Raw genomic sequence first — 26,111 nt, 5'->3', positions numbered from 1 at the left:
CCTTACTGGATGGTTGCTGAAGCTTGCTGCCAAGCATTTACGAACTGCTCGGAAACCGCGGGCGTCCAGTCGAAGTTAATACCGGCGTTTGGAAACTCTTTGGCGAGAACTCCACCAAACGAGACACGGTCAGCACAGTGACCCTGTTTACAGGCTTCCAGTGTGTCGAATCCATATACACGGAACGTTGGGATCGCCCGGCCATCTTTGAGCGGGTTGTATGGCGTCGAGTTTGATGCCGGGATTAAGTACCACTGCTCCTCAAGATCGAAGTCAGCCTGGACTCGGCCTTTACGTGGAAAGTCGATTTCGTAGAAGTCGCCCTTTTTACCAGTGACGTGAATCATCATTGTATCGAGAGCATTCGATGTATTCGGGTCGAGTAGAGACATCGGCGTAGGGAAAGCGACCTTGATGCCAGACATCTGGGCCAAGGCTTCCATTTCACGACCTTGGTATGACTTCATGCGATCTTTGATCTGCTGGTAACGTTCAAGAACCCTGGTGTGCAATTCGGCCATTCGTTCTTGTTCACGGCGTACTTCACGCAACCGCATCGCTTCACGACGCATGGCGTAGTTTTTACCTTCGCGAGCATCAAAATAGAATTCGCCTCGGTTTTCACCCATCTGATTTTGAACAATATTGCCTGTGTCGTCGGTCTTGTAGCCGGCAGCCGGATACAGCGCCTCGAAGTCTTTCGCGATGAAGAAGTTGGCCTTCTCTACGGTCGACGGTGAGGTCGCCTTGATCAACTGATAAATCTCAACAGCTGCACGCTTGTACTCAGCCGGGTCCAGCGCGAAGGTTTCAGTTTTAGTGATGGCAACGTAGTACGGTTTGCCATCGAACGGACGCAGGACGGCGTAGGTTGGGCGCTGGAACGCCAGATACACCTTCATGTCGCGAGATGGAATCTCACCAAGGAGGAATAGCGCCTGATCGGCCTGAGCGCTCAGGAACGATACGGCTTTGTCCTTCACAGCCTGACTGAGGGTTTGATTGAACATCAGACCACTCTCGTGAACGTAGGGCTTGTTCCAGGTATCACCGCGATAGGTGTTCGGAATCGACCATTTCAATTTATCGAACTGCCCCACGCCATATCCAGCCACGCCACAAGGCATGGCGGGCGTCGAGGCGAACGAGAAACTCGGGTTACTTTCATCAACTGCAGATTTGCTGACCAGCCACTTACAACCGCTTTCGTCGGTGATGCCAACGAGGTTGTGGTTCCCCAGGACCACTGAACGGCCAAAGTCTGCCGTCGGTGCCGCTGCAATAGCAGCCGGTTGTGCTGTTGGCGCGGGTGGCGTTGTTGGTGCCGCTATTGGTGCAACGACAACTGGCTGAGCTACGGGGGCGACAGCAGCTGGTTCAGCCGGAGCTGGAGCTACCGGGGCAGCTGCCACAGGTGCTGGTGTTGGTGCAGGAGCTGGAGCCGCAACCTCCGCAACCACTGGTGCTGGTGCCGGCGCCGTTGGTGCGACCGCCACAACTGGAGCGACTACGGCTGGTGCTTCAACTACGGGCGCGGCAACGGGTGCCGGCGCTGCCGCAACGGGTGCTGCAGGAACTTCGGCTGCAACAGGAGCCGGAGCTGCCGCGACGGGTGCCGGCGGCGCCGTCAACGTGGCGAGACCTAGGTTGGTCGCATTGCCTGAACCGGTGGCATACACCGCCCCCTTGGCGTCGACAGCCTTCCACGTGACTTTTGCTGTCGAGCATTCCTGCCCGAGAATGAACGGCAACTTGGACAAAAGCCCGTTGAGAGGCTTCTGGTCAACCCATGTAGGGCGCTGCATGGTGATGGCGATTTCTGGTTTGCACCAAGTGGTCGCTTCACCATCAACAATGACACTGATCTGTTCTGTTTTGCTGAATGCTAGCTGATGTGAAAAGGCTTGCGGCGCGAAGCCGCAAGCACTCACTACTGCGAGAGCGAGTGCGCGGTTTTTCATAGAGTTCCTTAGATCAGTTCCCAGGTGCCGTTGGCTTGTTTGCAGAAGGTGTTGTCTTCCTTCTGGGTGTTGCCGTCAGCCGCTTTCAGGCTCACGGTCACCGGGCGGCAAGATGTTTCAGCCGCTACCTGTTGAGTTGCCAGCGTTGGGATGGCGTCCAAGTCGAACCCTTTGGTGTCTTTGTCTGCCGACACGTTCATCTCGTCGAGGTTTACAGATGGCTTGGCAACTTTGCCAACTTTGGCCACAGCTTCAGACTTGGGAGTGACCAGCGATTTGCTGATATAGCCAACGGTCACACCCTTGCGACCGACCATAATCCAATCGCCCGTGGAACCCACTGCGGTGAATTCAGTACCAGCCGGGAGACCGCCGACTTTCTCAGCATCTTTCTCTGGCGCAGAGCGTACGTTGGAGCTGCTTTTCGTCACATACTGTTCGTTGATGAGTTTCATCGACGGCACGGCAGCGACCTTTGGCGATCGTTTCACTTCAACCGTTTTGGTCTGGGTGTACTCTTTGCCCTGAACGATCTCCGCAGTCGCACCAGAGTGACCCGACTTCCACGAAACCGGCTGGACATTATTCGCTGACAGATTCAAAGCTTCCTGCGTGCGAAGTGCTAGTGCCTGCTTATCTTGTTCATCGAGCATTGCGCCAACTTTGTTCCCGACATAACCACCGATGGCACCGCCCAGAATGGTCGCAACAATCTGACCATTGCCTTTACCAATGAATGAGCCCAATACCGCGCCGGCCACAACACCGATACCGGTACCGGCCTGTTGTTTGGTGATACCCAGCTGAGCGCATCCAGAGCTTGCAGCGATGGCCAGTGCCAGGACGGAAACCAGAAACCTTTTATGCACGGTGACTCTCCATTTTTGTGTTTTCACTCCGCTTTGAGCAGCGGCTTGGTGAGGTTGTAAAGCATTGCTTCGGCGGACATGGCCCAATAGAAAACTGACGCCAGCACCACTGGTTGTTTGCCCGAACTTCTGAACGCATCCCTGTACCCGGTGCTGTCAACAATCCTGTTGCCAACTACCAAGGGAACTATAACGATCGAAAAAATCGCGACTACTCGGACAAAGCGAATTCGGCCGGGAACACGTCGAAGGGCTTCAATACCGGAGATGATCAGAACCACGAGACTGATGGCGCCGAAGAACAAGCCACTCAGTAATGAGAAAGGGATGAACATCATGTTCTTCAAAACATTCAGGCCTTCGGAGCCGTGAATGTCGGTATGCGCTACATCGAATGCCATATTATCCGCGATGCCAGGCAGGTAACTCTCGTACTGCTCGCGGGTGGCCAGCAGGTTCATGCCTTTCACGTAAAGAGGGCCAAGCGCACTCTTTGCCATGTAACGCACTTCGCTTGAGTTCGCGATCTCTTCCCGGCTACGCACACCTGGCTTGATGGATTGGGCGTACTCGTCGATGCTTGGACGATAATTGAGGTCTGCTCCACCACCGGGCCATTGGTTGGGCTTCCATTCGTTCCCTGGAATGCCGGCGGCGCGAAACCCTTCGAACTTTGCGTAAGCTCTAATGATGCCTTCGATGTCAGAAACGACGTTCTCCTGGAGACGCTCGTAGAGCATGTCACCATTGCGGACTGTATAGCCGCGAAAAACAGCAGCGGCGAAACCTTGGAAATTTTTGTCGATTCGCTCGACGTATGAGCCTTGGACGCTCATTAAAACCCCAAGATTTGCGATGAACGCCTTGCCCTCACCTTGATCCTTGAATTCCTTGTATGGGATTTTCGGAATGGTCAGAGTGTCGTAGAGAAAACCCTTTTTAGTGACGTACGCGTAGAGGCTACTGACGCGCAGCGAGGCCGGAAACTGATCTGCGATCAAGTCCGGAGCGGCTCCCTGAAACCACCAGGTGACCGGGGTAATGATCAACGTCGAGACGGCAAGAGAGATCCAGAGCACCCTCCCCTTACCCTGATATCGCCGGTAGCAGATACGCCACACAAGCAGACACATACTGGTGGCGGCCAAAACCTGGCTGTAGGTTTCAAGGACTTCGAGTTTCTTTAAAGGGATGTCAGCGCCAGCGAAATTCAGAAGCTCTGCGTTGAATAAAAGGCTGCACACCAAATACAGCGCGTTCAACACCACCAGTGCGATCAGCATCAAGCATTCCTTGTCAGCCAAGCCCTTCCATGAGAACCAGGGCGCAAAATATTAAGTAGCATTTTGCCACTTCACCATAGGGTGTACCACTCAAAAGTGGCCTCAAAATGCCAGCATTTACCGTTTTCTAGCCAATACTCCATTTCGCCTGCGATACCGCCGCTGAACAGCCGCTTTGTATGCTAGAGCCAGGCCACATGGAGATCTTGAATAAGACATTAACGGCGAGCGTCATGGTTTCAAGGAGCGGGGAATCAGTGATTTCTGGCAATTGGATGCCTGTCTTGGGAATTCTGATGACCTGATACCCACCCGGCTCTGAGGTAGGCATCAGCATGCGTATGCCTTGATTACTTCCCTGCAATAAGGGATACAGCCTTGCAGTACAGGCAAGCACCGTTAAGGTATTGGTCCGAGCGGATACCACCTGCTCACCCCTTCAATTTCACGGTGCAACTCCGCGCCCCTATCTGTCGCGCGACATACACCGAGTTCAACACCTCAAGGAAGCAGAGCATGCAGATCAGCCAAGGCCAACGGTTGCCGTTGTCGAAAATCCTGCAGGGACAATCCCTCACACTCTCCATCAAGATCCAGGCACCGCATGTGATCGACTTTGTCTGCTTCGGCGTCGACACCCAAAGCAAACTCTCAGATGACCGCTACATGGTTTTTTTCAATCAGCCATCCACACCTTGCGGCAGCATCAAGATGGACAGCGGCGGTAAATTCGCCATCAACCTCCAGTCGCTACCAGCATCCATTGACCGGATGGTCTTCACCGCCTCTATCGATGGGGCCGGTGCAATGAAAGACATTCAGGACAGCAACTTTCTGGTGATCGCCCCAGCCGGCGAGACGGTTGCCACCTGCCAGTTTTCAGGGACCAACTTCTCCGGCGAAAAGGCAATCATGGTTGCCGATCTCTATCGTAAGGACGGTGAGTGGCGTATCGCTGCAAACCTTCAGGGTTATGCGGAAGGTCTTGATGCACTCGTAAAGCACTTTGGTGGTGAAGTCACTGAAGAGTCGTCGCCGGCACCTATCCCGGTACCGGCGAAGATCTCGTTAGAGAAGAGAATCGGCGATGCAGCACCCAAGCTCGTCAGCCTGGCCAAGAAAGCTCAAATCAGCCTTGAAAAGGCCAACCTTACGGAAACGAAAGCCAGGGTTGTGCTCGTCCTCGACGCCACAGGATCAATGAACGGTCAGTATTCCCGAGGAAGGGTTCAGGAAGTACTCGACCGTGTCATTCCGCTGGCCGTCTCGTTCGATGATGATGCAACGCTAGAGTGCTGGGCGTTTGCGGAAAAGCCACTCCTGCTCACTCCCGTGACACTCGCTAACTATGAAGACTTCATCGTCACCGACAGCCAGGGCTGGAAGAAATGGAATGTCGGTGGCCGCTTTAACGATGAACCGAGGGTCATTGAAAAAGTACTGGCCTCGTATCTGGAATCCGATAATCAGATTCCAATGTTCGTGATCTTCGTCAGCGACGGCGGTATATCGAAAAACCGTGAAATCACCAAGCTGATGGTTGATGCTGCAAAGCTAGGCGTATTTTGGCAATACGTCGGTTTAGGGGGCTCAAACTACGGCATTTTGGAGAAACTCGATTCCATGCCCGGGCGAGTTGTCGACAACTGCGGCTTCTTCGCGCTGGATGACTTGCACGACGTCACCGAGGAACAGCTGTACGACAAATTAATGTCTGAGTTCCCGGTATGGATCAAGGAAGCCAAGGCAAAAGGCATCCTTCGTTAATGCACCCTCCCCCGGCAGTTGCGCGACGACACCCGCTGATTGCGCGTTGCCGGGCTTCGCATTCAAATAACAAAATGCAGTGCGTGAACAGCGCTACAAAACCCATGGAATAGGCGATTTCATTTGAATCAGTCACTCAAACCCGGCGAGAACACAACCATCACCAGCACCCAAGGACGTGTGGTAGTCACCCATGCGGCCGGGGACAACTTGGACGTAAACCTGACTGCGTTTCTGGTCACCGAAACCGGCAAGGTGGTGGATGACAGCGGCATGGTCTTCTTCAATGCGCCGGAGCATGCTTCGGGCGCAGCCACATTTGCTGCGCCAGTTGTTGAAGGCAGTACCGTTAGCCACAGCATCAGTTTTGACTCGTCTCGCCTCCCATCCAACATCTCCAAGATCGCCATCACCCTGACACAAGACGGCAGCGCTGGCGGCTTCAACGCAGTCAAGGATCTGCGATCTATCGTCATCGCCGGCGGCCAGGTACTGGAGCTGGCACCTGAGCCCTTCTCTCAGGAGACTGGGATCATCGTGCTCGAACTGTACGTTCGCAATGGCCAGCTAAAGGCTCGTTCTGTATGGCAGGGGTTCGCCTCGGGCCTTGCCGGACTCTGCGGTTTTTACGGCATCGACGTTGAGGAAGAAGCACCAGCTGCGCCTGCTGCCTCACCGGCACCGGTACCCAAGCCTGTCAACATCGTCAAGTCTGTGATCTCTCTGGATAAGCCAGGCACCAGCCACAAGGTGTCCCTAGAAAAAGGGCCGTCCGCTCCAAAAGTGATCAAGGTCAGCGCAACGTGGATTGATAACGGCGACGGTTGCGACAATGACGACCTCGACCTTCGGATCGGTATCCTTCGACCCGATGGCCGAATGTCCATCATCCAGGCACCCGACAAGCGTGGAGCATTTAATGTCGCCCCTTACGTCTTTCATGCGGGGGACGTAGTGAGTGCCAGTGCGTCCTCACCTGGTATCGAAACCGTCGACATCAACCCGGCGATCTCTCAGCTAATGGGGGGGAAGGTTGCATTGGTCTGCAGCGTTTACTCAGCGGTAGACAATGGGGATGTGTCCGTCGCATCTCTAAAACCGAAGATGCGAATGGAATACGGCGACCAGGTCGTGGAGTGCGCATTCGAATTCAAGAAAACCGGGTTTTTCAGCGGCAGTATTTACACGTATGTCATCGGTCTTATCGAAATTGACCAAGACTCCATACTGCTGAGCCCTTCCGGAACCACCTCAAAATCGGGCAGCGAGGCAACCCCATGGCTGAGCCGGAAGGGTGAAAAACTTGAGCTCACAATGGATGGCCCTGAAGTCTTCAAAGGGCACCCCATTGAACGGAGCGGTAACAAGCAGTACGTCTAAACCATGATGCAGGCACAGGGCATTTGCCGATGCTGCCTCCCTCGGAGTTCCCGCGACGGCACCAGCCGGCCGCGGGATTCCAGTCAGTCTAGAGCGGACATGTCCATCGGTGTTACTTCAACAAATCGCGCTGAACGGTCGAGCTTGACCACTGCCCCACAGGCATTTAGTGTCGATGCTGGGTCAATGGCCTCTAAGCGATTGAAGTCCAACGAGTCCCATTCAGATCGCGTCACCAGCGCCGAGATAACGTACTGATCTTCGATCACTCCGTTAGCGGCGTTGTTACGCTGAATGTAGCCAGACACCAATACCTTTTGAATCCCGGGCAGCAGCGCAAGCACTTCGCCCACCACACGAAACAAAGAGCCGTAGCAGAGTGCGACGAAGTCCCGTCGTACTTGAGCATCCGTACGATTTTTGAAAGTCAGCTTGCCATTACCGCGCGCCTCAGCAACACGTCTGGGCACATCAGCCTCATCCGGTAGATCCACATCGAGCGCGACGCCTGTCACATCTTGGCTGAATTCGTAGTCGACCTGGGTTTCCTTCGGCCAGGCGATCCCACTCAACACGTAATCCAGAGCTTTCTCCATCTGGGCGCTAAAACCGCGCGCAGCTAGCCTGAATGCTTTTTCGATCTCCGTGCGTTCGAGTTCATGTGCGTCACGAGTTGCCTGCCAGGCACTCAGATCCTGATCGTATTGAAGCCCAGCCGCCTCAGCGTCACGTTCCATCTTGCCACTACGCAGAAGCATCCTGTCCATGAGGCCTGGAGCCTCCTGTGAAGGCCGTTGCGGCGCATCAATGGCAAAGGGTGGCGGGATAACCGGCAAGGAACCCGAGCGCGGCGTGGGGAGGTGCACACCAAGGCAGTCATCAAGATCACGGTTGATTTTCTCAGCAGCTTTTTCCAGTAATTCCTGGATGGAATCTGCCATCTCAGACTTAACACGCTTGATGATTGCCGGTGACAACTCAATGTCATCCATATCGGTAATCAGCAGTGACCCGTCGTCGGTGACCTTGACCTTCACTTGGCCGGAGTACTCGCTACCAGTACCGTTGGATAGGCTATTGGAAACGCGTGACGGTCGGTCGAGCCGCTCACGATAGGACAGACCAGTACCCGGCAATCCAGCATTCAGATAGGTGCCGTTCCGACCCATGGTCATACTCAGACCACGGGGCCCCACCGAGGTGCTTATCCCCGAACCGCTAATGTTTAGGCGTACACCCGGGATGATAGTTATCCGCTTACTGAAGCGAAATCCCATGAACGGCTCCTTGATCTTGTTTACTGTTTTACCGGGACAGAGTCCGGCATGTCGATTTATGGATTACGTCCGGCCGGCGATATAGTCGTCGATCGAAGAAAAGTGTCGGTTACGGCACATCCATCCGGAGAGGAATACGAACACGGTCGTGGCGAGAACTGCCCAGCGGTGACGGTTGCGAGCGGCAGCCTTGGTGCGTTCACCGCCGAAGAGGACCAGCCCCATCATTAGAAAATAAAAGGTGAGCAACGCTATTTTGGCGAATAGCGAGAGCAGGAAAAATAGAGAAATGCCGTTGCTGCGGTACGATTGAACGATCACTTGAAACGACATCAGGCCGCCGAGCACGCAGGCTGCAATGATGGAGTAGTTCTTCGGGATCTCTAGCCAGGCGCTGAACACAAAATAAGACCCGACACCTAGGATTGGCGTGAGACTCGTAAAAAGCGCGTCCGTGTAGTCCTGGTAGATCGTCATCGATCCGCGTCGGTGCAGCCAAATGCAGATCAGCAGCAGTACCGCCATACAGAAGAGCGCAATCTTGAGGTACAGAACTGCCTGATGGTCATCCTGTGCGTTCTTGCTTGGCGATGCTGGTTTGGCCACCCCTGTTAATTGTGATGTGACCCCTTGGGCCGGGGCCCGCGCCGACACAGATTGCTCAACTCGGGTGATGTCGAACTCGGCTGTCGATTTGGGTTGCTGTTCCACGCCGGAAAGAGCTTTGACCCGATCCGCCATCGAAGTCGCTAGGCAACTCTTGGTCGTGCAGTTGTCGCGTAGGCGCATCCATTCGCGCTGGTCGAGACGAACCTGGTTCCGATTTGGCGCAGTGTCGAGCGCGCGCCCGTATTCCGAATTCAGCTGCTCATCCAGAAGGCTCAGCGAAGAATCAGAGCAAATTGATTTTTCCGCAAAGGTCGAGGCCTTCGCGCAATCAAAACTCGTGGCCTGGGATTGAAAAGAACACAGCGCGAGCACCAAAGCGATTCCGGTGCCAATGTTGAAGCGAGACATAATCGATTTTCCCTTCTTTTGTGTTTGCTCAAGCCATTAGCCAGAGTGCTCCCTAACCGAGGGCTTAACGACGCCTCTCAGTCAGGTATATCGGCCGGAAGTTCTGCGGCGTTACGTGCTAGGCGATTGGAGGAAGGTTGCGCCGTTCCACGTAAACTTTTGAATGCTTTCTACGGATGGGCAACAGTTCGCGTCGTCGGGGCCGACGGTGAGAACTTTCACGCGAAGAGTTTGAGGACCGCTGACTTCGACGGATTGAACTCCCTGACCCACGACTAACTTTCCGCGATGCACCCAACCACCAGGACTCGAGTAGAACGTGGCCAGCGACTGGAAGTAGCCGTTGCCACCGCCCTGCCCTTCGATTGTGTATAGGACCACTGCATCGTTGGTGCCGTCGCCGTTTAAATCAGTGAGTAGAATTTGCCGGGCGTCCTTGTACTCATCACCGCCATCCTTCGCAATTTCGCTACCAATTTCACGGTCAACCGCTGCGTCGAGCGCAGGGGACTGAGGCGATGCGGGTTGAACCAGCGCTACCGTAGGAGCGCTGGGTTCTAAGGGCTGCAGCGTTTGTTGTTGCACCTCCTTGCCCAGCAAAATTGCAGCAGTGGGTGTGAGGGGTTCCGCTGGTTGTGTGTGCGCCTGGGCGACCTGATTTGTCTGTCCAACCCGGGTAACCACTGCAGCGATTAATTCTTTCATATCGGATTGGAGAAAGAGTTGGTTGCTCGTGTCTTTGAAAGGCTGAGCTTCGCCAAGGACCCAGCGTGCGAAAATCCCAGGCCGCTTCTGTTCCTGTCGATCAATGAGGTCATCAATCACTTCATTTGCAGCTTTAGCAAAGCGTTCATAACCGTCTTTGCCGACGGATTTGACCAACGTGTCCTTCTCGCGCTCAAGGTTGCTGCGTGCCAGTTCGAGCATGACGATATTCGTGTCAACAAGCTTGCTTTCGCACTCGTTGGTGTAGGTGCCTGTGCAATTTTGCCTGTAGTCCTGATAAGCGCTGCTGGCCTTGAAGTCGTTGTAAGCGCCACAGCCTGACAATGTTCCCAAGACACCAAGAGCCATAACCCCGCGAAGCATTCCCATCGAAAAATTCCTTATAAGTACTACAGCCCGCTGAACTGCCCATGTGATTTAAAGCAGTAGCTCATGGCGAAATGGTCGTGACACTTTTGGTTGCCTGCTAATCGCCGGCCGGGAAATACTTTGGGCAAGAAAAAGCCCCCGGCAAACGCAGGGGGCTTTCTTGACCCTTTCGGGTTAGCCGATGCTCACGCCGTGAGCTTCAGCCAGTGGCTTCAGGCCGCCAGCAAAACCTTGGCCGATCGCCTTGAACTTGAACTCTTCACCGGCGCGATACAGCTCGCCGAAGATCATGGCGGTCTCGGTAGAGGCATCTTCGCTCAGGTCGTAACGAGCCAGCTCTTTACCGTCAGCTTTGTTTACGACGCGGATGTAAGCGTTGGCAACCTGGCCAAAGCTCTGTTTGCGCGCTTCAGCGTCGTGGATGGTTACAGCGAAAACAAGTTTCTTCACTGCAGCAGCCAGGCCGGTGAGTTTGACAGTGGCTTGTTCGTCATCGCCATCGCCAGCGCCAGTCTGGTTGTCGCCCATGTGTTCGACCGAACCGTCGGCAGACGTCTTGTTGTTGTAGAAAATGAAGCTGTTGTCGTCGAGCACTTTGCCGGTTTCGCCAACGATGAAGATCGAGGCGTCCAGGTCGAATTTGGCACCATCGGTAACGCGTGCGTCCCAGCCGAGGCCAACGATTACTTCAGTCAGGCCAGGGGCCTCTTTGGAAAGCGAAACGTTACCGCCTTTTTGAAGGGAGACTGCCATTTTCAGATTCCTTATTTCAGTGGTTGGTTAGATCGGCCCTGAAATCAGGGCCTTTCTTCAAGATTCGACAAATATACGACGGGTATTTGAACGCTAAAAATTCATGCCGTAGTTGTTTGCCAGGGCTTTCAGGCCACCAGCGTAACCCTGGCCAACTGCGCGGAATTTCCATTCCGCGCCGTTGCGATACAGCTCTGCAAAAACCATAGCGGTCTCGGTCGAGGCGTCTTCTGCCAAGTCGTAGCGAACGACTTCGGCGTTAGTCACATCGTTAACGATACGAATGAAAGACCCGCCGACCTGACCAAAGCTTTGCTTGCGAACATCGGCATCGTGGATGGTAACGATGAAAACAACTTTATCAATGTCACTTGGGATGCGGGTCAAATCGACCTTGATCGATTCGTCGTCGCCTTCACCCTCGCCGGTAGTGTTGTCACCGGTGTGCTCAACCGAACCGTCTACGCTCTTCAATTGGTTGTAGAAAATGAAGTCAGCTTCGCCGCGTACTTTGCCGTTAGCACCCAACAACAGCGCGCTAGCGTCCAGGTCAAATTTCGCGCCATCAGTGGAGCGTGGGTCCCAGCCCAGCCCGATCAGAATTTTGCTCAGGGTCGGATCGGTTTTAGTAAGCGAAAGATTTCCGCCTTTCTGAAGCGTCAAAGCCATGGGAATTACTCCTTGTGGTAGGGACTGTTACTCAGTTGCTTTCGGGCTGCGCTTCTTCCTTGCCAGGGAAGAGCAGGCTTGCGATAACGCCGATCACCAAGACGACCATAACGATCATCAAGCTTGTGTTCGCGTCAATGGTGTAGCCGTGATGGAACATGTGGTCGGTCGCGTTCAAGCCAAGCTTTATGGCGATGAAGAACAGCAGTGCGATGACCGATTTTTCCAGGTGGACCAGATAACGCTTCAGTGCTTCGAGGACAAAGTACATGGTCCGCAAGCCCAAGATAGCAAACAGCATTGCCGAGTACACGATCAGGGGTTCGCGGCTGACAGCGATTACCGCCGGCACGGAGTCGAAGGCGAACAAAATGTCAGACACTTCGGCTACTACCAAACAGAGGAAAAGCGGGGTGGCGAACAGAGTGCCTTTCGCCGCCAACGTCATGCCTTTGTTTTCCGGCTTCTGGAGTTCAACCTGCAGGGCCTTACGGGTAACAAAGAAGTTGTGACCGTGCAGCTTTGGCCAGACCGGGAACAGCTTCTGTGCGAAGCGGTAAGCCATGTGTTTGGAATAGTCCTCTTCCTCGTCGTCATCACCCCCGGCGCGCAGCATCATTACGGCAGTCCACGCAACAATCACAGCGAAGACAACCTCGACCCAAGGGCCGAAGGCCAACAGACCGGTGCCGATAGCAACGAACACGCCGCGGAAAACGATAGCGCCGATGATGCCCCAGTACAGAACACGGTGACGCAGGCCGTCCGGCACTTTGAACCAGGCGAAGATCGCCATGAAGACGAACAGGTTGTCCACGCTCAGGACTTTCTCCAAGGCGTAGCCCGTGACGAACAAGCTCGCGACTTCCGGGCCATGCTGTACGTACAGGAAGCCTGCGAAGGCCAGTGATATTGCGATCCAGAAGATAGACCAGATCGATGCTTTAGCCAGCGAAATGGGCTTATCGCCACGGTGAGTAACCATGTCGAGCAGAAGCGCGCCAACCGCGAGCCCTACAAAAACCGCCATGGTCAGCGGGGGAAATCCGATGTGAGTATCCACAGTACAGCTCCTTAAAGATCGAAATCAGCTGGATTCAGGCCCAGCTCGGCGCAGATCAAACGGCACGCCGCCTTTTCCTTTTCGTCGAAGTTGCCATCCGACGCGCCAATGGAGCACCCGACTCGAACCAACAAGCGTGCAGCACCCGGGTCGTTCTTGATCTTGCCGATAACCTTCAGCGCTTCCGCCTGACCGATCTGATAGTCGAACTCGAACTTCTCGCAATGTGCGCCGAAGGACTTGATCACATCTGCCATGTTGAAGACTTTGAGTTCAGGCGAGTTGCTGATGAAGCCAGTCATCTTCTGCTTTTCAACCGAGGAGATATCGCCATCGGCTGCAGAGATAACTGCACAAGCAGCCGTCATCGCTTCCATAAACTTGGCGTTTTTGAATTTGGCTACCTCAGTAGTCAGCTTGTCGCGTGCCGCAGCCGCGTTTTCTTTAAGCCATCCGAGCATTTGAGTTCCCCTCAAAGGGCGGGGTCGGAGGACCCCGCCAAAGTTTCTATTTCGTGCCAGCTTTCCAGCTCATGCCCCAACCGTAAGCCTTGTCTAGCAACGAATGTCCACGGTGGAAGTCGACCCGCCGAGAGACCTTAACGGCGCCGTTCACGTTTTCAAGCATGGCAATGGCGCACATCGGTTCACGCCCGCCTTCTTCGTTAAGGCGCACTTCAATGTCAGGCTGACCGGGGATGAAGATGGTTACAACACCATCAGTCTCTCGCCAGTTTGGAGCACCTTCGTAGATGAAAGCGAAAATCAAAATGCGCTTGATCTCGCTCCACTTCGTACCGTTAATATGCAACCACTCACCGCCAGCAACCGAGCCAGTACGGTCATCGCCCATCAACTGGATGTAAGGTTCGCGAGTCAGGCTGCCGAAACACTCGCCCAAAGCTTGAACGACGCTTTTTTCGCCATCTTGAAGTTCGTACAAACACCCAACGTCAAGATCGACCGATTTGCTGCGGCTGAAGAAGCCACCGCCGCCGCCCTTGTTCCAGTTCAAGTTCACCTTGATTTCACCGAAACCAGCAGCAGTTTTCTCAAGGCTGATCGACGACCGCGTTTTGTCGAGGGTGACCTTGCTCAAACTGATCGTAGATTTCGGTGCAGCCGGAGGGGCTGGTGCTGGTTGAGGAGCGGCTTGAATCGGCGCAGGCGCCGGAGCAGCTGCAGGGGCAGCTATCTCGACACCAAAATGCTTGGCCAAAGGCTCCAGTCCACCATTGAATCCCTGAGCAACGCAGCGGAATTTCCACTCGCCCTGGCGGCGATAAAACTCGCCGAGGATGAGTGCGGTTTCCTTCATTCCGCCAGTTGGGATCTGAGCTTCAATTCCGCCTGACACCACAACCGACAGTTGCGATACACGCTCAAAGCTGGCCTTGTTCTCGTAGATCGTGGCAGTCAGCGCCACTTTCTCGACAGCAGGCTCCAGACGGCTTACATCCAATGTGAAGACTGCGCGGCCGGCAGACGACTCAGTCATCTGCACGACTCCGCCCAGCACACTTGTCTGGCCGTAGAAACACATATCGCCGTCGCCGCGGACCTTGCCCGAAGCCCCCAGAACGAAGGCCGAGACGTCGATGTCGGCCCCGGGGATCGGTGTGTAATTGATGTCTACGCGAAGCAGGCCGCTGGCAACCGGCGCATTACCACCAGGTACGAGAGTTGCCATTAGCGCAGCGCCTGAACAGCCAGATTCACCAGGTCATCGGCAGTGCGACCATTGGTGGTCTTGCCGATCGCCTTGAACTCCCAGCCGCCATTTTGGCGTGACAAGCTCGCCATCACGATACCGGTGTGTCCACCCTTTTCGGACAGGTTGAAGCGCGCCAGTTCCGAGTTGTTGCCGGCATTCACAATGCGGCAGTAAGCGTTTTCTACTTTCTCGAAAGTTTGCCCGGTGAAGCTATTTACTGTGAAAATCAGGAATTGAACTGCCGCCGGCAGACGCTGCAGGTCGACGTGAATGGTTTCGTCGTCACCATTGCCATCACCGGTACGGTTGTCACCGGAATGCTTGATCGAGCCGTCTTGGGACTTGAGTTGACGGAACCAGACCAGATCAATGGGCTTCAGGTTGCTGTCGAGAAGAATGCAAGAAGCATCCAGATCGATCGCGCCGCCGCCACCTGTCAACTTGCCGAAAAAACCAGCTTTGACCGGGTCCCAACCCAGACCCAGGCTGATGCTGGTCAAAGCGCTGCCGGCCGTTTTTTCCAGGGAGATGGTTTGTTGTTTGCTCAGGGTAAGTGCCATGGTTACGCTCCTTGTTGATCGTCAGTGTTCGCGTCGCGATCAGATTTGACCGCTACTTGCAGGCTGGCTTGAGCAACGTTGCTCACGCCAGGGTTCCCGCCTTTTGTTCCCCGCATACGTCCACGACGCCACGCAGGATGAAAATGTCGCCAGTGTGCTTCTTGTGCCGCGGCCAGTAGCTCATGGTCGCCGCGGGTGTCGCCCCATGCTTTCAGCCGGTATTGACTCAACGGTCCATAGACAGCCTCAAGCCTGAGCACTTTGTTCTCGCACCTGCAGTTGCTGCCGGTGATGCGCCCAGTCAACAACCCATCAACAACTTCTAACTCGGTACCGATCAACTTGACGCCTAAGCGGTCAGCGAACGGCTGGAGTACCAGGGCTGGTGATGCTGAGCAGAGAGTTACCTCTGAACCAGCCTCAATCTCAGCGGCGATCGATTTTAACCCTGAAGGCCGCATAAGCTGGAGCCAAAACAACCCGCAGAAATTCACGGCCTGTTTATGCACCCACTCAGCCTCCACACCGGTAAGAAACGTACTGACCAATTGTGCTTTGAGTTCGTCACGAGTCATTCGCCGTGCGAGGAATCGAATACTTGGCAACGCGAGCGACAGCACACGTCGACTGAACTCGCGCCTGCCGAATGCAAACTTCAGAAATGGGACGAAGCTGTCATGCCGGGTAAGGGTGCCGTCGAAGTCAAAGACCGACAGCACCTGTTTCCCATGCATTTCAGGCCCGAGCATTTCCTGTGTCATCGAGCCGCCTCTGCCAAGCGAATTGGCGTGTCGCCATTGCCGGCATCTGGTTGCCGTACTCCGTGCCACTCCGCGCGCTCAAGGATCTTGATCGCCCACTTGTAATGGGTCGCTGGCTCACACATGACTTCGTTGTGCTTGAAAACGGCCGGGGCTACATCGCTGACAATCAACTTCGCACTGTTGAGGTCCTCGAGGCTAACGCGCAGCGTGTCCTGGATGATGCTGATCTGGCTAGGATGAATCGCCGTCTTGCCAACCAGACCGTGGGCGATGTCGAGCTCCAACTCTTCACTCAGCAAATTCGGGGTCGCGAGCTGCTCGAACACTGGTGCAGTCAGCGCAAAGCCCTGCGATCCCATAACCCCGGCCAGCATCGGAATTACGTAGCCCATCGGAGTGCTGTAAAGAGTCGTGGCGGGGTTCCGCCGTAGACCCAGGCCGCCCATTAAGTCGTTCCCGCCAATGCGCAAGGCGATGATGCGGTGGTTCAGGTTCGCCTTGAGCGCCTGGCCCAACTCCACCATTGCAACGGGGTTGAAGACGTCGGTGGTCTCCAGCGTTGGCATAAGTAACAACTCAGGATTCGTCACCGCCTGCTCCCAAGCGCCGAGGTTTCGCAACGTCAGCTTTGGAACCACGAATCCATCGACGTGCTTCATCAACGGCCAATCATTCAGCACCGCCGCCATCCCCGAGTCTCGGGGTCGAACGAAAAGTAATGGGCCGTCCGCCGGGCGCCCACCGCGGCCATTGATTGCCGTCAGCAGGACATGCAAGTTGCTCAGCGCGGTTTCTACATCGATGTCCGCTACTGCGTCTTCGAGACAAACCACCAAGGAACGCAGCTCTGGCAGCTTGGTACGGAAGACCACATCGAGCAGATCTGCACGGGTTGCCGGCATGTAGAGCGTCGCGCCAAGCGCGTAAGGAGAAAGGATTTTCATCAACTCACACTCCGAATGATGGTCACTGCTCTGTATGGCCCCAAAGCGGCACCGACCTCCTCCACAGAAACGCCTGCACCTTCAGTCAGGTGCATCAGTAGCTGAACGTCGCTGTCGCTTCGATCTCGGACCAGTACATGGTCAGGAACGCGGCGCAGCACCGCCCGAGTGGCCTCAGCAATGCCCGGCTTAACCCGATTCAGGTTGGTGATGTCAAAACGAGCGGCCAAAGACTCAACAACATGCCTGGCTGCGGCCTGGAGATCGAATTGCTCGCTGTAAGTCCACGGCGTAGCTGCAGAGACAGCGCCCAATGCTTTGCGATGAGCTTCAATCCGTTCGATGAAATCGCGGGTTACGTCGTGGTCTTGCAAGTGGTCGTACACGACACAGCCATGGAGTCCGCCATCGGTAGGCCAGATTGAACGTGAAACCAGACCCGACACGGTGGCACCCAGAATGCCGGATGGAATGACCCAGTCTTCGGCCGAAGCGGAAAGCCAGGCTCGACCGCATGGGTCCGCCAGAACAACCAGACGCGGATCTTGCGGGAACCGCGAGTCACCGTTGAGGCTTCGCTGAATTTCGCCAGAGATCGCACCCTTACCGGTCCAGCCGTCGACGAAGACGATGTTCTCCGCACCGTGCTCCTTGATGATCGCTTCAAGCGCTACGGTATCGATGCCGCGATCACGAACGATGCTGATGCCGTAATGGTGGGCGTCACGGCCCATGTCGATCAGTGCACGGCGCAGCAGAACACCCAGCGGAAGTCCCGCACGAACAAATGAAACCAGAACAATCGAAGGGCCGGCGCAAGCTTCATTCAATGCCAAAGCCAAGGCCTGAACATCGGTGGCCATGTGGACACCGTTCTGAGCCAGGGCGCGCTCATATAGCGCCTTGTGAACTTCAGTCGGCGCACTCTCCAAGCTGATCATTTCGGAGTAGTGCTTCTGCTTCGTTTGAATCAGACGCTCTTTCTCTACGACGTCGGTCACTTCCATTTGTACGGGCTGAAGCAGGAAGTGAACATCGTTCTGAGAGTAGCTGCCGCTACCTACGGTTTTGAGGTCAGCAATGGAGCTAGTCATTGAGCTTGCCCCCAACCAGTTTCGCCAATTGGCTGCGCGCTGGAGTTGCCCACATTTGGCACTCCTCCATGAAGCCGAGGTCTGTAATGCTGTCGCCAAACCCAATCACAGGCCGCTCGCCATTGACCTCACGATCACGGCGCAACAGTTCCTGTACAGCCACCTTCTTCGATAGGCCTGTAGGCAAGAAAGCGAGGTTGTTCGAGTTACCGTGGATGTGCATCCCTTCCAACAAACCCCGGGCCTGGACTTCAGCCAGTACTGTATTCAGGACTTCATCGTTGGTTTCGTTGTGCTTGGTCACCACGTAATGGCGCAGACTTTCTTCCTCAACCACCCATCCGCGCAACGAAATGCCAAGCTCTTTGCCAATAGCCAGTGTTTCAGCGCAGAGATCTGGAAGACGTAGTTGGAAGTCAGCAAGGACTACACGCATGTGCGAGTTCCATTCCTCGTCAAGCTTGCCATCCGGACCGAGAATCACACCGCCATGGGAACAGACAGCGCCGTGGGTAAACGATAGGTTCACCCGACTGAAGGCCTCGACGCTGCGCGCCGTGACGGGCACAACGTCAGTTGTGGCCAGCAGCCACTCAATAAGGGACTTCTGAACCGGGCTCATGTAGCCGTTCGGTTGCCCTTCAACGTCGAAGGTGGCCGGGTGACGCGGCGTACCTTCTTTCATTTTGCGTGCGGTTTGGAACAGGGTGTCGTCGAGGTCGGCCAAGGCCAATGGGCGATTATTGAGCATCGACAATTACCTCCGCGCCCAGGGCTTCAACAAGTTCAGCCGGGACTGCCTGCGCCGGAGTTTCCGTACAGATCAGCACGCGATCAAACTGACCCGGCCGCACGTTGTAGAGGAAATTGGGGATGCCGAGGCCGTAGTTGTCCGAGAAAGACAGCGCATGACCAATGGCGTGGCCCAAGGCGATAGGCGAACGAGTGGTCGAACTGAAATGCACATCAGCGCCAGCACGCTCCAACCGCTCAGCAAGCAGGAAAGGTCGCCACACAAACTCACTGGTACCGACCACGAGAACGCGCTCACCGGCCTTGATCTGTAGATCGGGTGCCAGGGTGTCTTCAACCTTACGTACACCAAGACGGCCCCAATCATTATCAGGAGCCAACGGCCACTCGCCAGAAGCGACGGTGCCCACCGCCGGCATAACCGGCAACGGAGCATCGACGTCTTCATGAAATTCGTATGAGCCTTTCAGCAACGAAACCTGGTGCGCAGATTCGCCAATGGCGTTGCGCACGGCGTCGCGGGACCAATCTGTGAGCACGCAAGTCACGACTTGCTCAACCTTGCTCAGACCAGCATCTACCAGCGCGCGGTGCAGGTTGATAAACGTTTTGCCGGTTGAGGCCTCATCGTCGACCAGGACCAGCGAGCGCGCATTCAGCATCATTTCCAGAATTTCGGGATCGACAGGCCTATGAAACAAATGGGAACTGGCGTGGCTGTGCTCTTCCTCGAAGCGAGCGAAAAGGTTGGTACCCGTAGGGTGCCGCGTGCTGACCATGTAAACCGTGTCAGGGCGAGTGGCACTGAACGCACGATGTACACCGGCACCCAGACCGACTGCGGTCTCGGCCATGCCGATCACAAGGACTGGGCCGGGCAAATTAGCTGGAATTTCTGCAGCCAGCTTTTCGAAACTTGCATCCATAACTGATGGGCGCACTGGAATGTGGCGACCCAGTACTTTCGACACGAACAGAAACGCACGCTTCGGATTATTGCGCTCGGCAAAGCCGAACAAAGAGTCCGGGGAGATGAGGGAGCCATCTACTTTGACATCGAGCAGCCCGCGCACCAATTGCGCGCTGAGCGTTTGTGTACTTGCGTCACGATCCATGAAAAACATTCCTAAAAAGCGTGGGCTCAATACCCTAACGCCGATGACGCGGGTTTCAAGTCAAAATCAGCGCTAAAAATTTCGGGCTTCAACACGCCACATTGACGACTGGGCTTCACGCGCCAACTGTGCTGTTGTGAACGTCTTGACGACAGATGTTTTGCTGGCCTCAACGCGGCACGCGTCAAGGAATGAGAGGAGGAGCGACGACTTAACGGCAAAATTCATGTTTTGCGCGTCAGGTAGCGTGGACGTCACCAAACCAACCACTGCACCTGTGAAGTCGAACAATGGACTACCACTGGAGCCTGGTTGGATCGGGGCAGTGAATTGCAGCAGGCTTGAATCGTTGTGCAGACCGAACAAACCTGAAATGCCACCTTGGGTGACCTGGACACCACCACCGGCGAAGCCGGCTAGAGGAAAACCTAGCGCAACAACGGATTCCCCAAGCTCACAGCCGAAGTCTGCTTTGAAGGCAACAGGCTGTAGCTGGGGCGAATCCAACACCCTCAGCAGAGCTATGTCATTGCGGCGATCGACTACCACGGGTTCTGCCCGGTAGCGCCCCTCAAAAGAGGAAATGTGAAGCTCCTGCATGTCTTCGATTACATGAGCGCAGGTTAAAATGTGATTCTTGGAAACGGCAAAGCCTGTACCAGTCGCGCCAGCGCGCGAGCGATCAGAGTCAGGTGAGTTGCTGCGCCCTTTCGGGTGAGCGTCATTGATATCGAGGCCGATGCGGCGACCCAGTGCGGCCAAGCCATACGCCGAACCCTCAGCAAGGGCGCGAAACTTCCACTGCTGATTACGGCTGTAGAACTCGCCGATGATGATCGCGGACTCGCCGTTTTCGCGAAGGTCCAAGCTGTAATCAATCTGGCCATCAACCTGCAAACGCAGAGTCTGAAGGTCGCTGACTGGTCCGGCGGCGGAATAGGTGTAAACGATGAGAAGAACCCGGTCACTACCCACAGGGAGTGATGCCAGGTTCAACTTGCATCCGACTTTTTCCTGACCACCACTCCATTCCATCCAACCATGGGAGGTTTGGAACAGAGCAGGTTCACCCGTCGGGCGACGTTTCTCATCAACCGGCAATATGGCAACCGCAGCGTACTCCCCGAAGGCCGAGGGTTTGCCGCATTGCAGAGTCCATTCACTCCGTGCGCTCGATATTGCGGTGTTTGCGCCAGGTGCTAGCACCATCATTCCCTGATCTCTCCTTAGCCGAAACTCAATCCAACTGCCGCAGTAATGTAGTTAAATCAAACGCATATACATTGATATCATCATGATGCCACAGCGGCAATAGTGATCCCTTTCACACGAACATCTGGCTGCCAAACGGTAGCCGGCTCAGGCAAACCCAATCGGCGAGCCGCAAAAATGCCTGGCAAGTTGGTGCCGGTAGCGCGGGTATAGCCGATACCACCCGAGTAACGCGGGTTGATTTCCAACAAATGTGGATTACCTTCAGCGTCGTCTTTGGTCTGCACATTCACGATACCGTCACAACCAAAGTGCTCGGCAGCCTTGAGAGCAAGTTCAACCGCGGCTCCATCACGCTCAAAGCTTTGAAATACGCCTTCCTTTCGACGGCAGACGAAAGCTACCGGCCGCCCCGCTTCACAGACCATGTCCACAGAGCATTCGCTGCCGGCCATGTAGGGCATCATGAGCATCGGCGCCGGGGTTTCGCCCGCGCAATAAGCGCGCATGTACATTTCGAAATTCGCTTCGCGTGCATCAGGGTTGGCAAAGCTACGAAACGGATCAGCGTCATCCTTGAACCGCCAAAAACCCTGACCATAAATACCGACTGCAGGTTTGACGCAGACTTCACCGCTTGCAGAAAGGATCTTGTAAGCCGCAAACATCTCTTCAGCGTTCAAGGCTGTAATCCCGGGCACACAAGGCAACCCCGCACGTTCTGCTTCGGCGGTGAATCTGCTCTTGTTATCGACCATGTCGAAGGTGGACATCGACAAACCGCCGGTGACCAACACCAAGCCTGCTTTTTCGAAGCGAGCACGTTCGTGCTCAAATACATTGCCAACGCGCCCAGCCAAAATGACCTTGATGCTGTGTGCCAGCGCGGTAGCGATCACCCACTCAATACGCTCCCCGTTTTCTTTCGGTTCCAGGAAGCTCACGTCTGCAAGGGACGTGATCTCTGGACGCTCCTGACGGTGAGAGGCGTAGATTTTTACTTCTGCCGGCAGTGCCTCGCGCGCGCCAATAATTACGTCGCGCTGGCTGGATTGCCCTTCAAGAAACCAGATCATGAACACCTCGCTGATTGTTGCGCACTGACTGCTTTTTCGTATTGATGATTGCAGCCGTCGGATTCCCTTTGTTGGTCCGAAACATAACGTCTCCGGGCCTATCTTCAAGGCAGATCATGACGAACGATTCCCACGAAGTAGAGTGCGTTCCAAGCGAGTGATCACCCGCACTCCGGCCTGACAGGATCATTCCTGCGCTCCAGGTGAAGGGACATACGTTTGAAACCTAACTCGGGGTTTGAGGATAGAAGCGAAGAACCAGCAAACAGACCGCACAGCAAGAATTGGAGTTAGCGACACCGGTGCCCAAATTCGAAACGACAAGCCAGCGTGGGTGATTGGAAGCTGCTAGAGCAGCGTTCCTGCTAACTAGTTTGCCGGCGAACCATGAAACGAGTCCACAAAGAAACCATTTCCGCATATTAAGAATCGTTGCAAATCGAGACTTTAGAAGCTCTCCAGTAACGCCACATCAATGTTGCTTTGACAGAATTTCGCGTCCTGCGCCCTTTCTAACCGACGATCAATGAAGCGTAGGGTTTCATATCGCGCGAGGGTTTGCACCCCAAAACACACTCCAAAAATTCAGTTTCACTAGGCCAACAGTGAGACACCAACACTCACCCTTCCCCCAGTGCTCCGAAGCGCAGGGCTAAGGCCATGTAATCTGGATGAAATGCGTACCGATCCATCGTGTACAGCGCTTTGCGCTTCAGCAGACTCTCGTTCTCGTTGAACGATCCGTCATGTGGGGCATTGATGAGATGCATGCCTATCCGTACAGCTTCAAGATTGGCAGTCAGTTGTTCTACACGCATCTATTTATCCTCCTCGGGACTGAAGACCATACGGCCGGCATTGCACTGATCGGGCGCACCGCCGAGTGGGGCTTGCTCCGCATTGTTGAGGCCGATGCCAAATTGCCCCCCACGTGCCGAGGCAAGACTGCCCAACCTCCAAATCGGCACAATGCAGCAAGTCAATGGTTCGCGAGGAACAGACTGGGTCAGTGACATCTCGGCAACTGGATCAATTCGGCGTCGGCGCCAACAGGCACGTGGCAGAGACCAGGAGATCCTCGACGTGTGAGGGCATCGAAGCCTAAAAAATGCCCTGAATCTGAAAATATAAACCTCATCCTGCGTTTTTAACACTCTGGGCCGACTGCCGCTGTTTCATCGACAAGTAAGTCGCTCAAATTCAACTCAAAAAAAATACAGCGCTACATCACTGCTATGACATCCCCATCATGGAGCTTCGAACCATGTCATTGCAGTGCCCTCGCTGTAACTCACCCAAAATCGCCTCTCTCCACCTGGCCATGAAAATTGCGGCTGCCATCGGCACGGTCGGCGGTGCAGCACGCGGCGTCAGTGCTGCACTGGCAGGTGGCCAGTTAGGAGCCACTGTTGGCGCTCTCGCTGGCCCACTCGGAATCACTCTCGGAACTGTTTCTGGCGCCATTCTCGGCGGCCTTGTAGGTGGTGCCGGTGGCTGTGCATTGGGCGCTCAACTCGGCGACAAACTTGACCGCCATGTGCTCGCCCACAATCTCTGCCTGATCTGTGGACATCGTTTCAATCTACCAGCTTAAACCGTCCTCCCCTCCTCTCTTTTAGTACATCCGGTCAGTGCCACGCGATGCGTGGCATTTATGCCGGCTTGCACCCTCTTGCACCTTAAGGAATCGTAATCATGGCTCATCAAATCGAACAAATGGCTTACGTTGGCGCGCCCCCGTGGCATGGCCTCGGAAGTCAACTGACTCAAAAACAACCTATTGAAATCTGGCAGCGTGAGGCCGGTATGGACTGGAAGATCCAGGAAAGCCCCGTTCACTTCAAAGCCGACGCTATCGGCCATCTGGGTAGCATTCACTCGTTCCCGGAGCAAAAGGTGCTTTACCGCTCTGACACCAAAGCGCCGCTGTCAGTGGTTTCCAACCGCTATCAAATTGTTCAGCCGCGTGAGGTGATGGAGTTCTATCGAGACCTGACTGAAGTGTCCGGCTATGAGTTGGAAACCGCTGGTGTGCTCAAGGGGGGTCGTAAGTTCTGGGCATTAGCGCGAACCGGGCAAAACACCGCGTTGAAGGCCAACGATCAGGTCAACGGCTATTTGTTGCTGGCGACCTCTTGCGACGGCACGCTCGCCACCACCGCGACACCAACCACCGTTCGTGTGGTCTGCAACAATACCTTGTCCATCGCACTGGATGGCACCACTCGCGCCATCAAGGTGCCGCACAGCACCCGTTTCGACCCACAGGTTGTCAAAAAGAAATTGGGTGTCGCCGTCTCGCAATGGGACGAGTTCATGTATCGCATGCGCATGCTGGCCGAGCGCAAAGTCCAGTGGCATGAGGCCATGGGGTTCTTCATGACCGTATTGTGTGATGTCACGCCCAATAGCAAATTGCCTGAAATCCTCCCCAACGAACGCGCCCTGCGCAAAGTACAAAGCCTGTACGAGGGACGCGGCCGTGGTGCAACGCTTGAGTCGGCGCAAGGCACTGCCTGGGGTCTGCTCAACGCCGTGACCGAGTATGTCGACCATGAGCGCAGAGCACGCAGCAATGAGTACCGCATGGACTCCGCCTGGTTCGGTCAGGGGGCACAAATCAAGCAACGGGCGCTAGAGGCAGCGCTACAACTCGCAGCCTGAAATGCCTCCCCCCTCAACCATAACGCCCGTTCAGCACCGAGCTCAACGGGCGTTTTTGTGTCCGCAAGGTAACCCCTATGAAAGCGATTACTCTAAATGAAAACACCTACAAGAGCCGTCCTGCCCTTCGTCTGATCGGCACTAAGGAACTACCCCGTGAAGATTGGCTCTCCGTGCGCAAGCAAGGTATCGGCAGCTCAGACGCAGGCGCAGCGGTTGGCCTCAACCCCTACAAATCGCAGTTGGAGTTGTGGCTTGAAAAGACTGGTCGGGATACCACGCTACCGAAAATAGATCCTCAGGATGAGGAAAGCCCTGCCTACTGGGGCAATGTTCTGGAGCCGATCGTGGCCTGGCATTACAGCAAGCGCAGCGGCAATCGGGTTCGCCGGATCAATGCGGTACTGCAGCATCCGGATCCTAAACTGCCCTGGATGCTGGCCAATATCGACCGCGAGGTTATCGGCGCAGACGATGTACAAATCCTCGAATGCAAGACTGCCGGCATAAATGGAGCACGCCTCTGGAAAGAAGGCGTGCCCGAGTATGTGCAGTTGCAAGTCATGCACCAGCTCGCCGTCACCGGCAAACAGGCTGCTGATGTTGCCGTTCTACTGGGCGGCCAGCATCTGGAGATCCACCGCATCGAACGGGATGAGCAGATGATTGCTCGGCTGATCGACCTGGAGCGGCTGTTCTGGGATTACGTCGTCAGTGATACCCCGCCACCAGCAGACGGTTCGGCCTCAGCTGAGCAGGCCTTGCGGTGTCTGTATCCACAGGACAGTGGGCAAAGCCTGGACTTTAGCCAGGACACTCTGCTCTGTAAGACCTTTACCGAACTGCAGAGCGTGCGCGAGTCGATTGCTCTGCAGGAGAAGCAGGAAGCTCAGCTCAAGCAAACGTTGCAACAGGCCATGGGCGATGCCAGTCGGGCGACTTTCGCAACCGGCTGCATCACGTGGAAGAAAGCCAAAGACAGCGCGGCCCTGGATATCCCCCGCCTTCTGAAAGAAAAGCCCTATCTGCAAGTGCGCTACTCGACCACCAAAACCGGCAGTCGGCGCTTTCTGCTGGCCTGA

The 26,111-nt window shown here is 55.2% G+C and carries 25 protein-coding genes; 5 read left to right on the top strand and 20 right to left on the bottom strand.

Going from position 1 to position 26,111, the window contains the following annotated elements; translation table 11 throughout:
- Window positions 1-2 precede the first annotated feature (2 nt).
- The 3 genes from ACA051_RS10200 to ACA051_RS10190 are packed head-to-tail and all read right to left on the bottom strand — an operon-like array spanning window position 3 to window position 4,113.
- A complete protein-coding gene (locus ACA051_RS10200; protein ID WP_497374627.1) occupies window positions 3-1,961 on the bottom strand; it encodes a hypothetical protein in 1,959 nt (652 codons plus the stop codon).
- An 8-nt stretch (window positions 1,962-1,969) separates the two neighbouring features.
- Window positions 1,970-2,830, bottom strand: a complete 861-nt coding sequence (locus ACA051_RS10195) for an SH3 domain-containing protein (protein WP_497374625.1) — start codon at window positions 2,828-2,830, stop codon at window positions 1,970-1,972.
- A gap of 23 nt (window positions 2,831-2,853) precedes the next feature.
- Window positions 2,854-4,113: a hypothetical protein gene (locus ACA051_RS10190; protein ID WP_497374623.1), complete on the bottom strand. Its 1,260-nt coding sequence runs from the start codon at window positions 4,111-4,113 to the stop codon at window positions 2,854-2,856.
- 516 nt (window positions 4,114-4,629) lie between these two features.
- On the opposite strand from ACA051_RS10190, the gene ACA051_RS10185 reads away from it, so the two are divergent.
- Together ACA051_RS10185 and ACA051_RS10180 are read left to right on the top strand one after the other, a co-directional pair.
- Window positions 4,630-5,880 carry a VWA domain-containing protein gene (locus ACA051_RS10185; protein WP_497374621.1) on the top strand — a complete coding sequence of 417 codons (1,251 nt, stop codon included), beginning with the start codon at window positions 4,630-4,632 and terminating at the stop codon, window positions 5,878-5,880.
- Window positions 5,881-6,003: 123 nt separating this feature from the next.
- On the top strand, window positions 6,004-7,260 hold the full coding sequence (locus ACA051_RS10180; protein ID WP_497374619.1) for a TerD family protein: 1,257 nt from the start codon (window positions 6,004-6,006) through the stop codon (window positions 7,258-7,260).
- Window positions 7,261-7,343: 83 nt separating this feature from the next.
- Here the strand turns inward: ACA051_RS10180 and ACA051_RS10175 are convergent, their stop codons facing one another.
- The 17 genes from ACA051_RS10175 to ACA051_RS10095 all read right to left on the bottom strand — a co-directional run bounded on the left by ACA051_RS10175 (window position 7,344) and on the right by ACA051_RS10095 (window position 23,183).
- Entirely contained in the window at window positions 7,344-8,537 is a 1,194-nt protein-coding gene (locus ACA051_RS10175) for a DUF4236 domain-containing protein (protein ID WP_497374618.1), read from the bottom strand.
- Between the two features lie 63 nt (window positions 8,538-8,600).
- Window positions 8,601-9,554, bottom strand: a complete 954-nt coding sequence (locus ACA051_RS10170; protein WP_497374616.1) for a lysozyme inhibitor LprI family protein — start codon at window positions 9,552-9,554, stop codon at window positions 8,601-8,603.
- A gap of 111 nt (window positions 9,555-9,665) precedes the next feature.
- Complete coding sequence (locus ACA051_RS10165) at window positions 9,666-10,649, bottom strand: hypothetical protein (protein ID WP_497374614.1); 984 nt, start codon at window positions 10,647-10,649, stop codon at window positions 9,666-9,668.
- Between the two features lie 174 nt (window positions 10,650-10,823).
- Window positions 10,824-11,402, bottom strand: coding sequence for a TerD family protein (locus ACA051_RS10160; protein WP_497374612.1), 579 nt, complete (start codon window positions 11,400-11,402; stop codon window positions 10,824-10,826).
- A 93-nt stretch (window positions 11,403-11,495) separates the two neighbouring features.
- Entirely contained in the window at window positions 11,496-12,071 is a 576-nt protein-coding gene (locus ACA051_RS10155; RefSeq protein ID WP_497374610.1) for a TerD family protein, read from the bottom strand.
- Between the two features lie 31 nt (window positions 12,072-12,102).
- Window positions 12,103-13,101 (bottom strand): TerC/Alx family metal homeostasis membrane protein, encoded by a 999-nt coding sequence (locus tag ACA051_RS10150; RefSeq protein WP_497375534.1) that lies wholly within the window; start codon window positions 13,099-13,101, stop codon window positions 12,103-12,105.
- Between the two features lie 44 nt (window positions 13,102-13,145).
- Window positions 13,146-13,595: a tellurite resistance TerB family protein gene (locus tag ACA051_RS10145; protein WP_497374608.1), complete on the bottom strand. Its 450-nt coding sequence runs from the start codon at window positions 13,593-13,595 to the stop codon at window positions 13,146-13,148.
- 46 nt (window positions 13,596-13,641) lie between these two features.
- On the bottom strand, window positions 13,642-14,823 hold the full coding sequence (locus ACA051_RS10140) for a TerD family protein (protein ID WP_497374606.1): 1,182 nt from the start codon (window positions 14,821-14,823) through the stop codon (window positions 13,642-13,644).
- Window positions 14,823-15,407, bottom strand: coding sequence for a TerD family protein (locus ACA051_RS10135; RefSeq protein ID WP_497374604.1), 585 nt, complete (start codon window positions 15,405-15,407; stop codon window positions 14,823-14,825). Before ACA051_RS10135 ends, ACA051_RS10140 begins: the two co-directional genes overlap by 1 nt.
- A gap of 2 nt (window positions 15,408-15,409) precedes the next feature.
- Window positions 15,410-16,168, bottom strand: a complete 759-nt coding sequence (locus ACA051_RS10130; RefSeq protein WP_497374602.1) for an HAD family hydrolase — start codon at window positions 16,166-16,168, stop codon at window positions 15,410-15,412.
- Window positions 16,165-17,115 carry an HpcH/HpaI aldolase/citrate lyase family protein gene (locus ACA051_RS10125; protein ID WP_497374601.1) on the bottom strand — a complete coding sequence of 317 codons (951 nt, stop codon included), beginning with the start codon at window positions 17,113-17,115 and terminating at the stop codon, window positions 16,165-16,167. Before ACA051_RS10125 ends, ACA051_RS10130 begins: the two co-directional genes overlap by 4 nt.
- Window positions 17,115-18,209: a cysteine protease StiP family protein gene (locus tag ACA051_RS10120; RefSeq protein ID WP_497374600.1), complete on the bottom strand. Its 1,095-nt coding sequence runs from the start codon at window positions 18,207-18,209 to the stop codon at window positions 17,115-17,117. The genes ACA051_RS10125 and ACA051_RS10120 overlap by 1 nt, the downstream gene beginning before the upstream one ends.
- The gene (locus ACA051_RS10115) at window positions 18,202-18,960 is read right to left on the bottom strand and encodes an HAD family hydrolase (protein ID WP_497374599.1); all 759 of its coding nucleotides are present in this window, start codon (window positions 18,958-18,960) and stop codon (window positions 18,202-18,204) included. Before ACA051_RS10115 ends, ACA051_RS10120 begins: the two co-directional genes overlap by 8 nt.
- Window positions 18,950-20,077 (bottom strand): phosphoribosyltransferase domain-containing protein, encoded by a 1,128-nt coding sequence (locus tag ACA051_RS10110; RefSeq protein WP_497374598.1) that lies wholly within the window; start codon window positions 20,075-20,077, stop codon window positions 18,950-18,952. The genes ACA051_RS10115 and ACA051_RS10110 overlap by 11 nt, the downstream gene beginning before the upstream one ends.
- 72 nt (window positions 20,078-20,149) lie before the next feature.
- Entirely contained in the window at window positions 20,150-21,289 is a 1,140-nt protein-coding gene (locus tag ACA051_RS10105; RefSeq protein ID WP_497374596.1) for a trypsin-like peptidase domain-containing protein, read from the bottom strand.
- A gap of 80 nt (window positions 21,290-21,369) precedes the next feature.
- Window positions 21,370-22,365 carry an ATP-grasp domain-containing protein gene (locus tag ACA051_RS10100; RefSeq protein WP_497374595.1) on the bottom strand — a complete coding sequence of 332 codons (996 nt, stop codon included), beginning with the start codon at window positions 22,363-22,365 and terminating at the stop codon, window positions 21,370-21,372.
- Window positions 22,366-22,985: 620 nt separating this feature from the next.
- The gene (locus ACA051_RS10095) at window positions 22,986-23,183 is read right to left on the bottom strand and encodes a hypothetical protein (protein WP_497374593.1); all 198 of its coding nucleotides are present in this window, start codon (window positions 23,181-23,183) and stop codon (window positions 22,986-22,988) included.
- A gap of 446 nt (window positions 23,184-23,629) precedes the next feature.
- On the opposite strand from ACA051_RS10095, the gene ACA051_RS10090 reads away from it, so the two are divergent.
- The 3 genes from ACA051_RS10090 (at window position 23,630) to ACA051_RS10080 (ending at window position 26,111) form a co-directional block, all read left to right on the top strand.
- Entirely contained in the window at window positions 23,630-23,959 is a 330-nt protein-coding gene (locus tag ACA051_RS10090) for a hypothetical protein (protein ID WP_497374591.1), read from the top strand.
- 101 nt (window positions 23,960-24,060) lie between these two features.
- Window positions 24,061-25,029 (top strand): DUF932 domain-containing protein, encoded by a 969-nt coding sequence (locus ACA051_RS10085; RefSeq protein ID WP_497374589.1) that lies wholly within the window; start codon window positions 24,061-24,063, stop codon window positions 25,027-25,029.
- A gap of 77 nt (window positions 25,030-25,106) precedes the next feature.
- Complete coding sequence (locus ACA051_RS10080) at window positions 25,107-26,111, top strand: YqaJ viral recombinase family nuclease (protein WP_497374587.1); 1,005 nt, start codon at window positions 25,107-25,109, stop codon at window positions 26,109-26,111.

The sequence above is a fragment of the Pseudomonas sp. LBUM1669 genome (genome assembly GCF_059695705.1).
The sequence above is the reverse complement of the archived record's forward strand: the minus strand, read 5'-3'. Positions and strand labels throughout refer to the sequence as shown.

Excerpts from the sequence above, each read along its gene's own strand:
- ACA051_RS10105 (WP_497374596.1), bottom strand. The coding sequence starts at position 21,289 with ATGATGGTGCTAGCACCTGGCGCAAACACCGCAATATCGAGCGCACGG.
- ACA051_RS10165 (WP_497374614.1), bottom strand. The coding sequence starts at position 10,649 with ATGGGAATGCTTCGCGGGGTTATGGCTCTTGGTGTCTTGGGAACATTG.
- ACA051_RS10155 (WP_497374610.1), bottom strand. The coding sequence starts at position 12,071 with ATGGCTTTGACGCTTCAGAAAGGCGGAAATCTTTCGCTTACTAAAACC.
- ACA051_RS10100 (WP_497374595.1), bottom strand. The coding sequence starts at position 22,365 with ATGATCTGGTTTCTTGAAGGGCAATCCAGCCAGCGCGACGTAATTATT.
- ACA051_RS10140 (WP_497374606.1), bottom strand. The coding sequence starts at position 14,823 with ATGGCAACTCTCGTACCTGGTGGTAATGCGCCGGTTGCCAGCGGCCTG.
- ACA051_RS10130 (WP_497374602.1), bottom strand. The coding sequence starts at position 16,168 with ATGACACAGGAAATGCTCGGGCCTGAAATGCATGGGAAACAGGTGCTG.
- ACA051_RS10085 (WP_497374589.1), top strand. The coding sequence starts at position 24,061 with ATGGCTCATCAAATCGAACAAATGGCTTACGTTGGCGCGCCCCCGTGG.
- ACA051_RS10175 (WP_497374618.1), bottom strand. The coding sequence starts at position 8,537 with ATGGGATTTCGCTTCAGTAAGCGGATAACTATCATCCCGGGTGTACGC.
- ACA051_RS10125 (WP_497374601.1), bottom strand. The coding sequence starts at position 17,115 with ATGAAAATCCTTTCTCCTTACGCGCTTGGCGCGACGCTCTACATGCCG.
- ACA051_RS10190 (WP_497374623.1), bottom strand. The coding sequence starts at position 4,113 with ATGCTGATCGCACTGGTGGTGTTGAACGCGCTGTATTTGGTGTGCAGC.
- ACA051_RS10080 (WP_497374587.1), top strand. The coding sequence starts at position 25,107 with ATGAAAGCGATTACTCTAAATGAAAACACCTACAAGAGCCGTCCTGCC.
- ACA051_RS10145 (WP_497374608.1), bottom strand. The coding sequence starts at position 13,595 with ATGCTCGGATGGCTTAAAGAAAACGCGGCTGCGGCACGCGACAAGCTG.
- ACA051_RS10150 (WP_497375534.1), bottom strand. The coding sequence starts at position 13,101 with ATGGCGGTTTTTGTAGGGCTCGCGGTTGGCGCGCTTCTGCTCGACATG.
- ACA051_RS10115 (WP_497374599.1), bottom strand. The coding sequence starts at position 18,960 with ATGCTCAATAATCGCCCATTGGCCTTGGCCGACCTCGACGACACCCTG.
- ACA051_RS10170 (WP_497374616.1), bottom strand. The coding sequence starts at position 9,554 with ATGTCTCGCTTCAACATTGGCACCGGAATCGCTTTGGTGCTCGCGCTG.
- ACA051_RS10095 (WP_497374593.1), bottom strand. The coding sequence starts at position 23,183 with ATGCGTGTAGAACAACTGACTGCCAATCTTGAAGCTGTACGGATAGGC.
- ACA051_RS10160 (WP_497374612.1), bottom strand. The coding sequence starts at position 11,402 with ATGGCAGTCTCCCTTCAAAAAGGCGGTAACGTTTCGCTTTCCAAAGAG.
- ACA051_RS10110 (WP_497374598.1), bottom strand. The coding sequence starts at position 20,077 with ATGGATCGTGACGCAAGTACACAAACGCTCAGCGCGCAATTGGTGCGC.
- ACA051_RS10185 (WP_497374621.1), top strand. The coding sequence starts at position 4,630 with ATGCAGATCAGCCAAGGCCAACGGTTGCCGTTGTCGAAAATCCTGCAG.
- ACA051_RS10200 (WP_497374627.1), bottom strand. The coding sequence starts at position 1,961 with ATGAAAAACCGCGCACTCGCTCTCGCAGTAGTGAGTGCTTGCGGCTTC.
- ACA051_RS10120 (WP_497374600.1), bottom strand. The coding sequence starts at position 18,209 with ATGACTAGCTCCATTGCTGACCTCAAAACCGTAGGTAGCGGCAGCTAC.
- ACA051_RS10135 (WP_497374604.1), bottom strand. The coding sequence starts at position 15,407 with ATGGCACTTACCCTGAGCAAACAACAAACCATCTCCCTGGAAAAAACG.
- ACA051_RS10090 (WP_497374591.1), top strand. The coding sequence starts at position 23,630 with ATGTCATTGCAGTGCCCTCGCTGTAACTCACCCAAAATCGCCTCTCTC.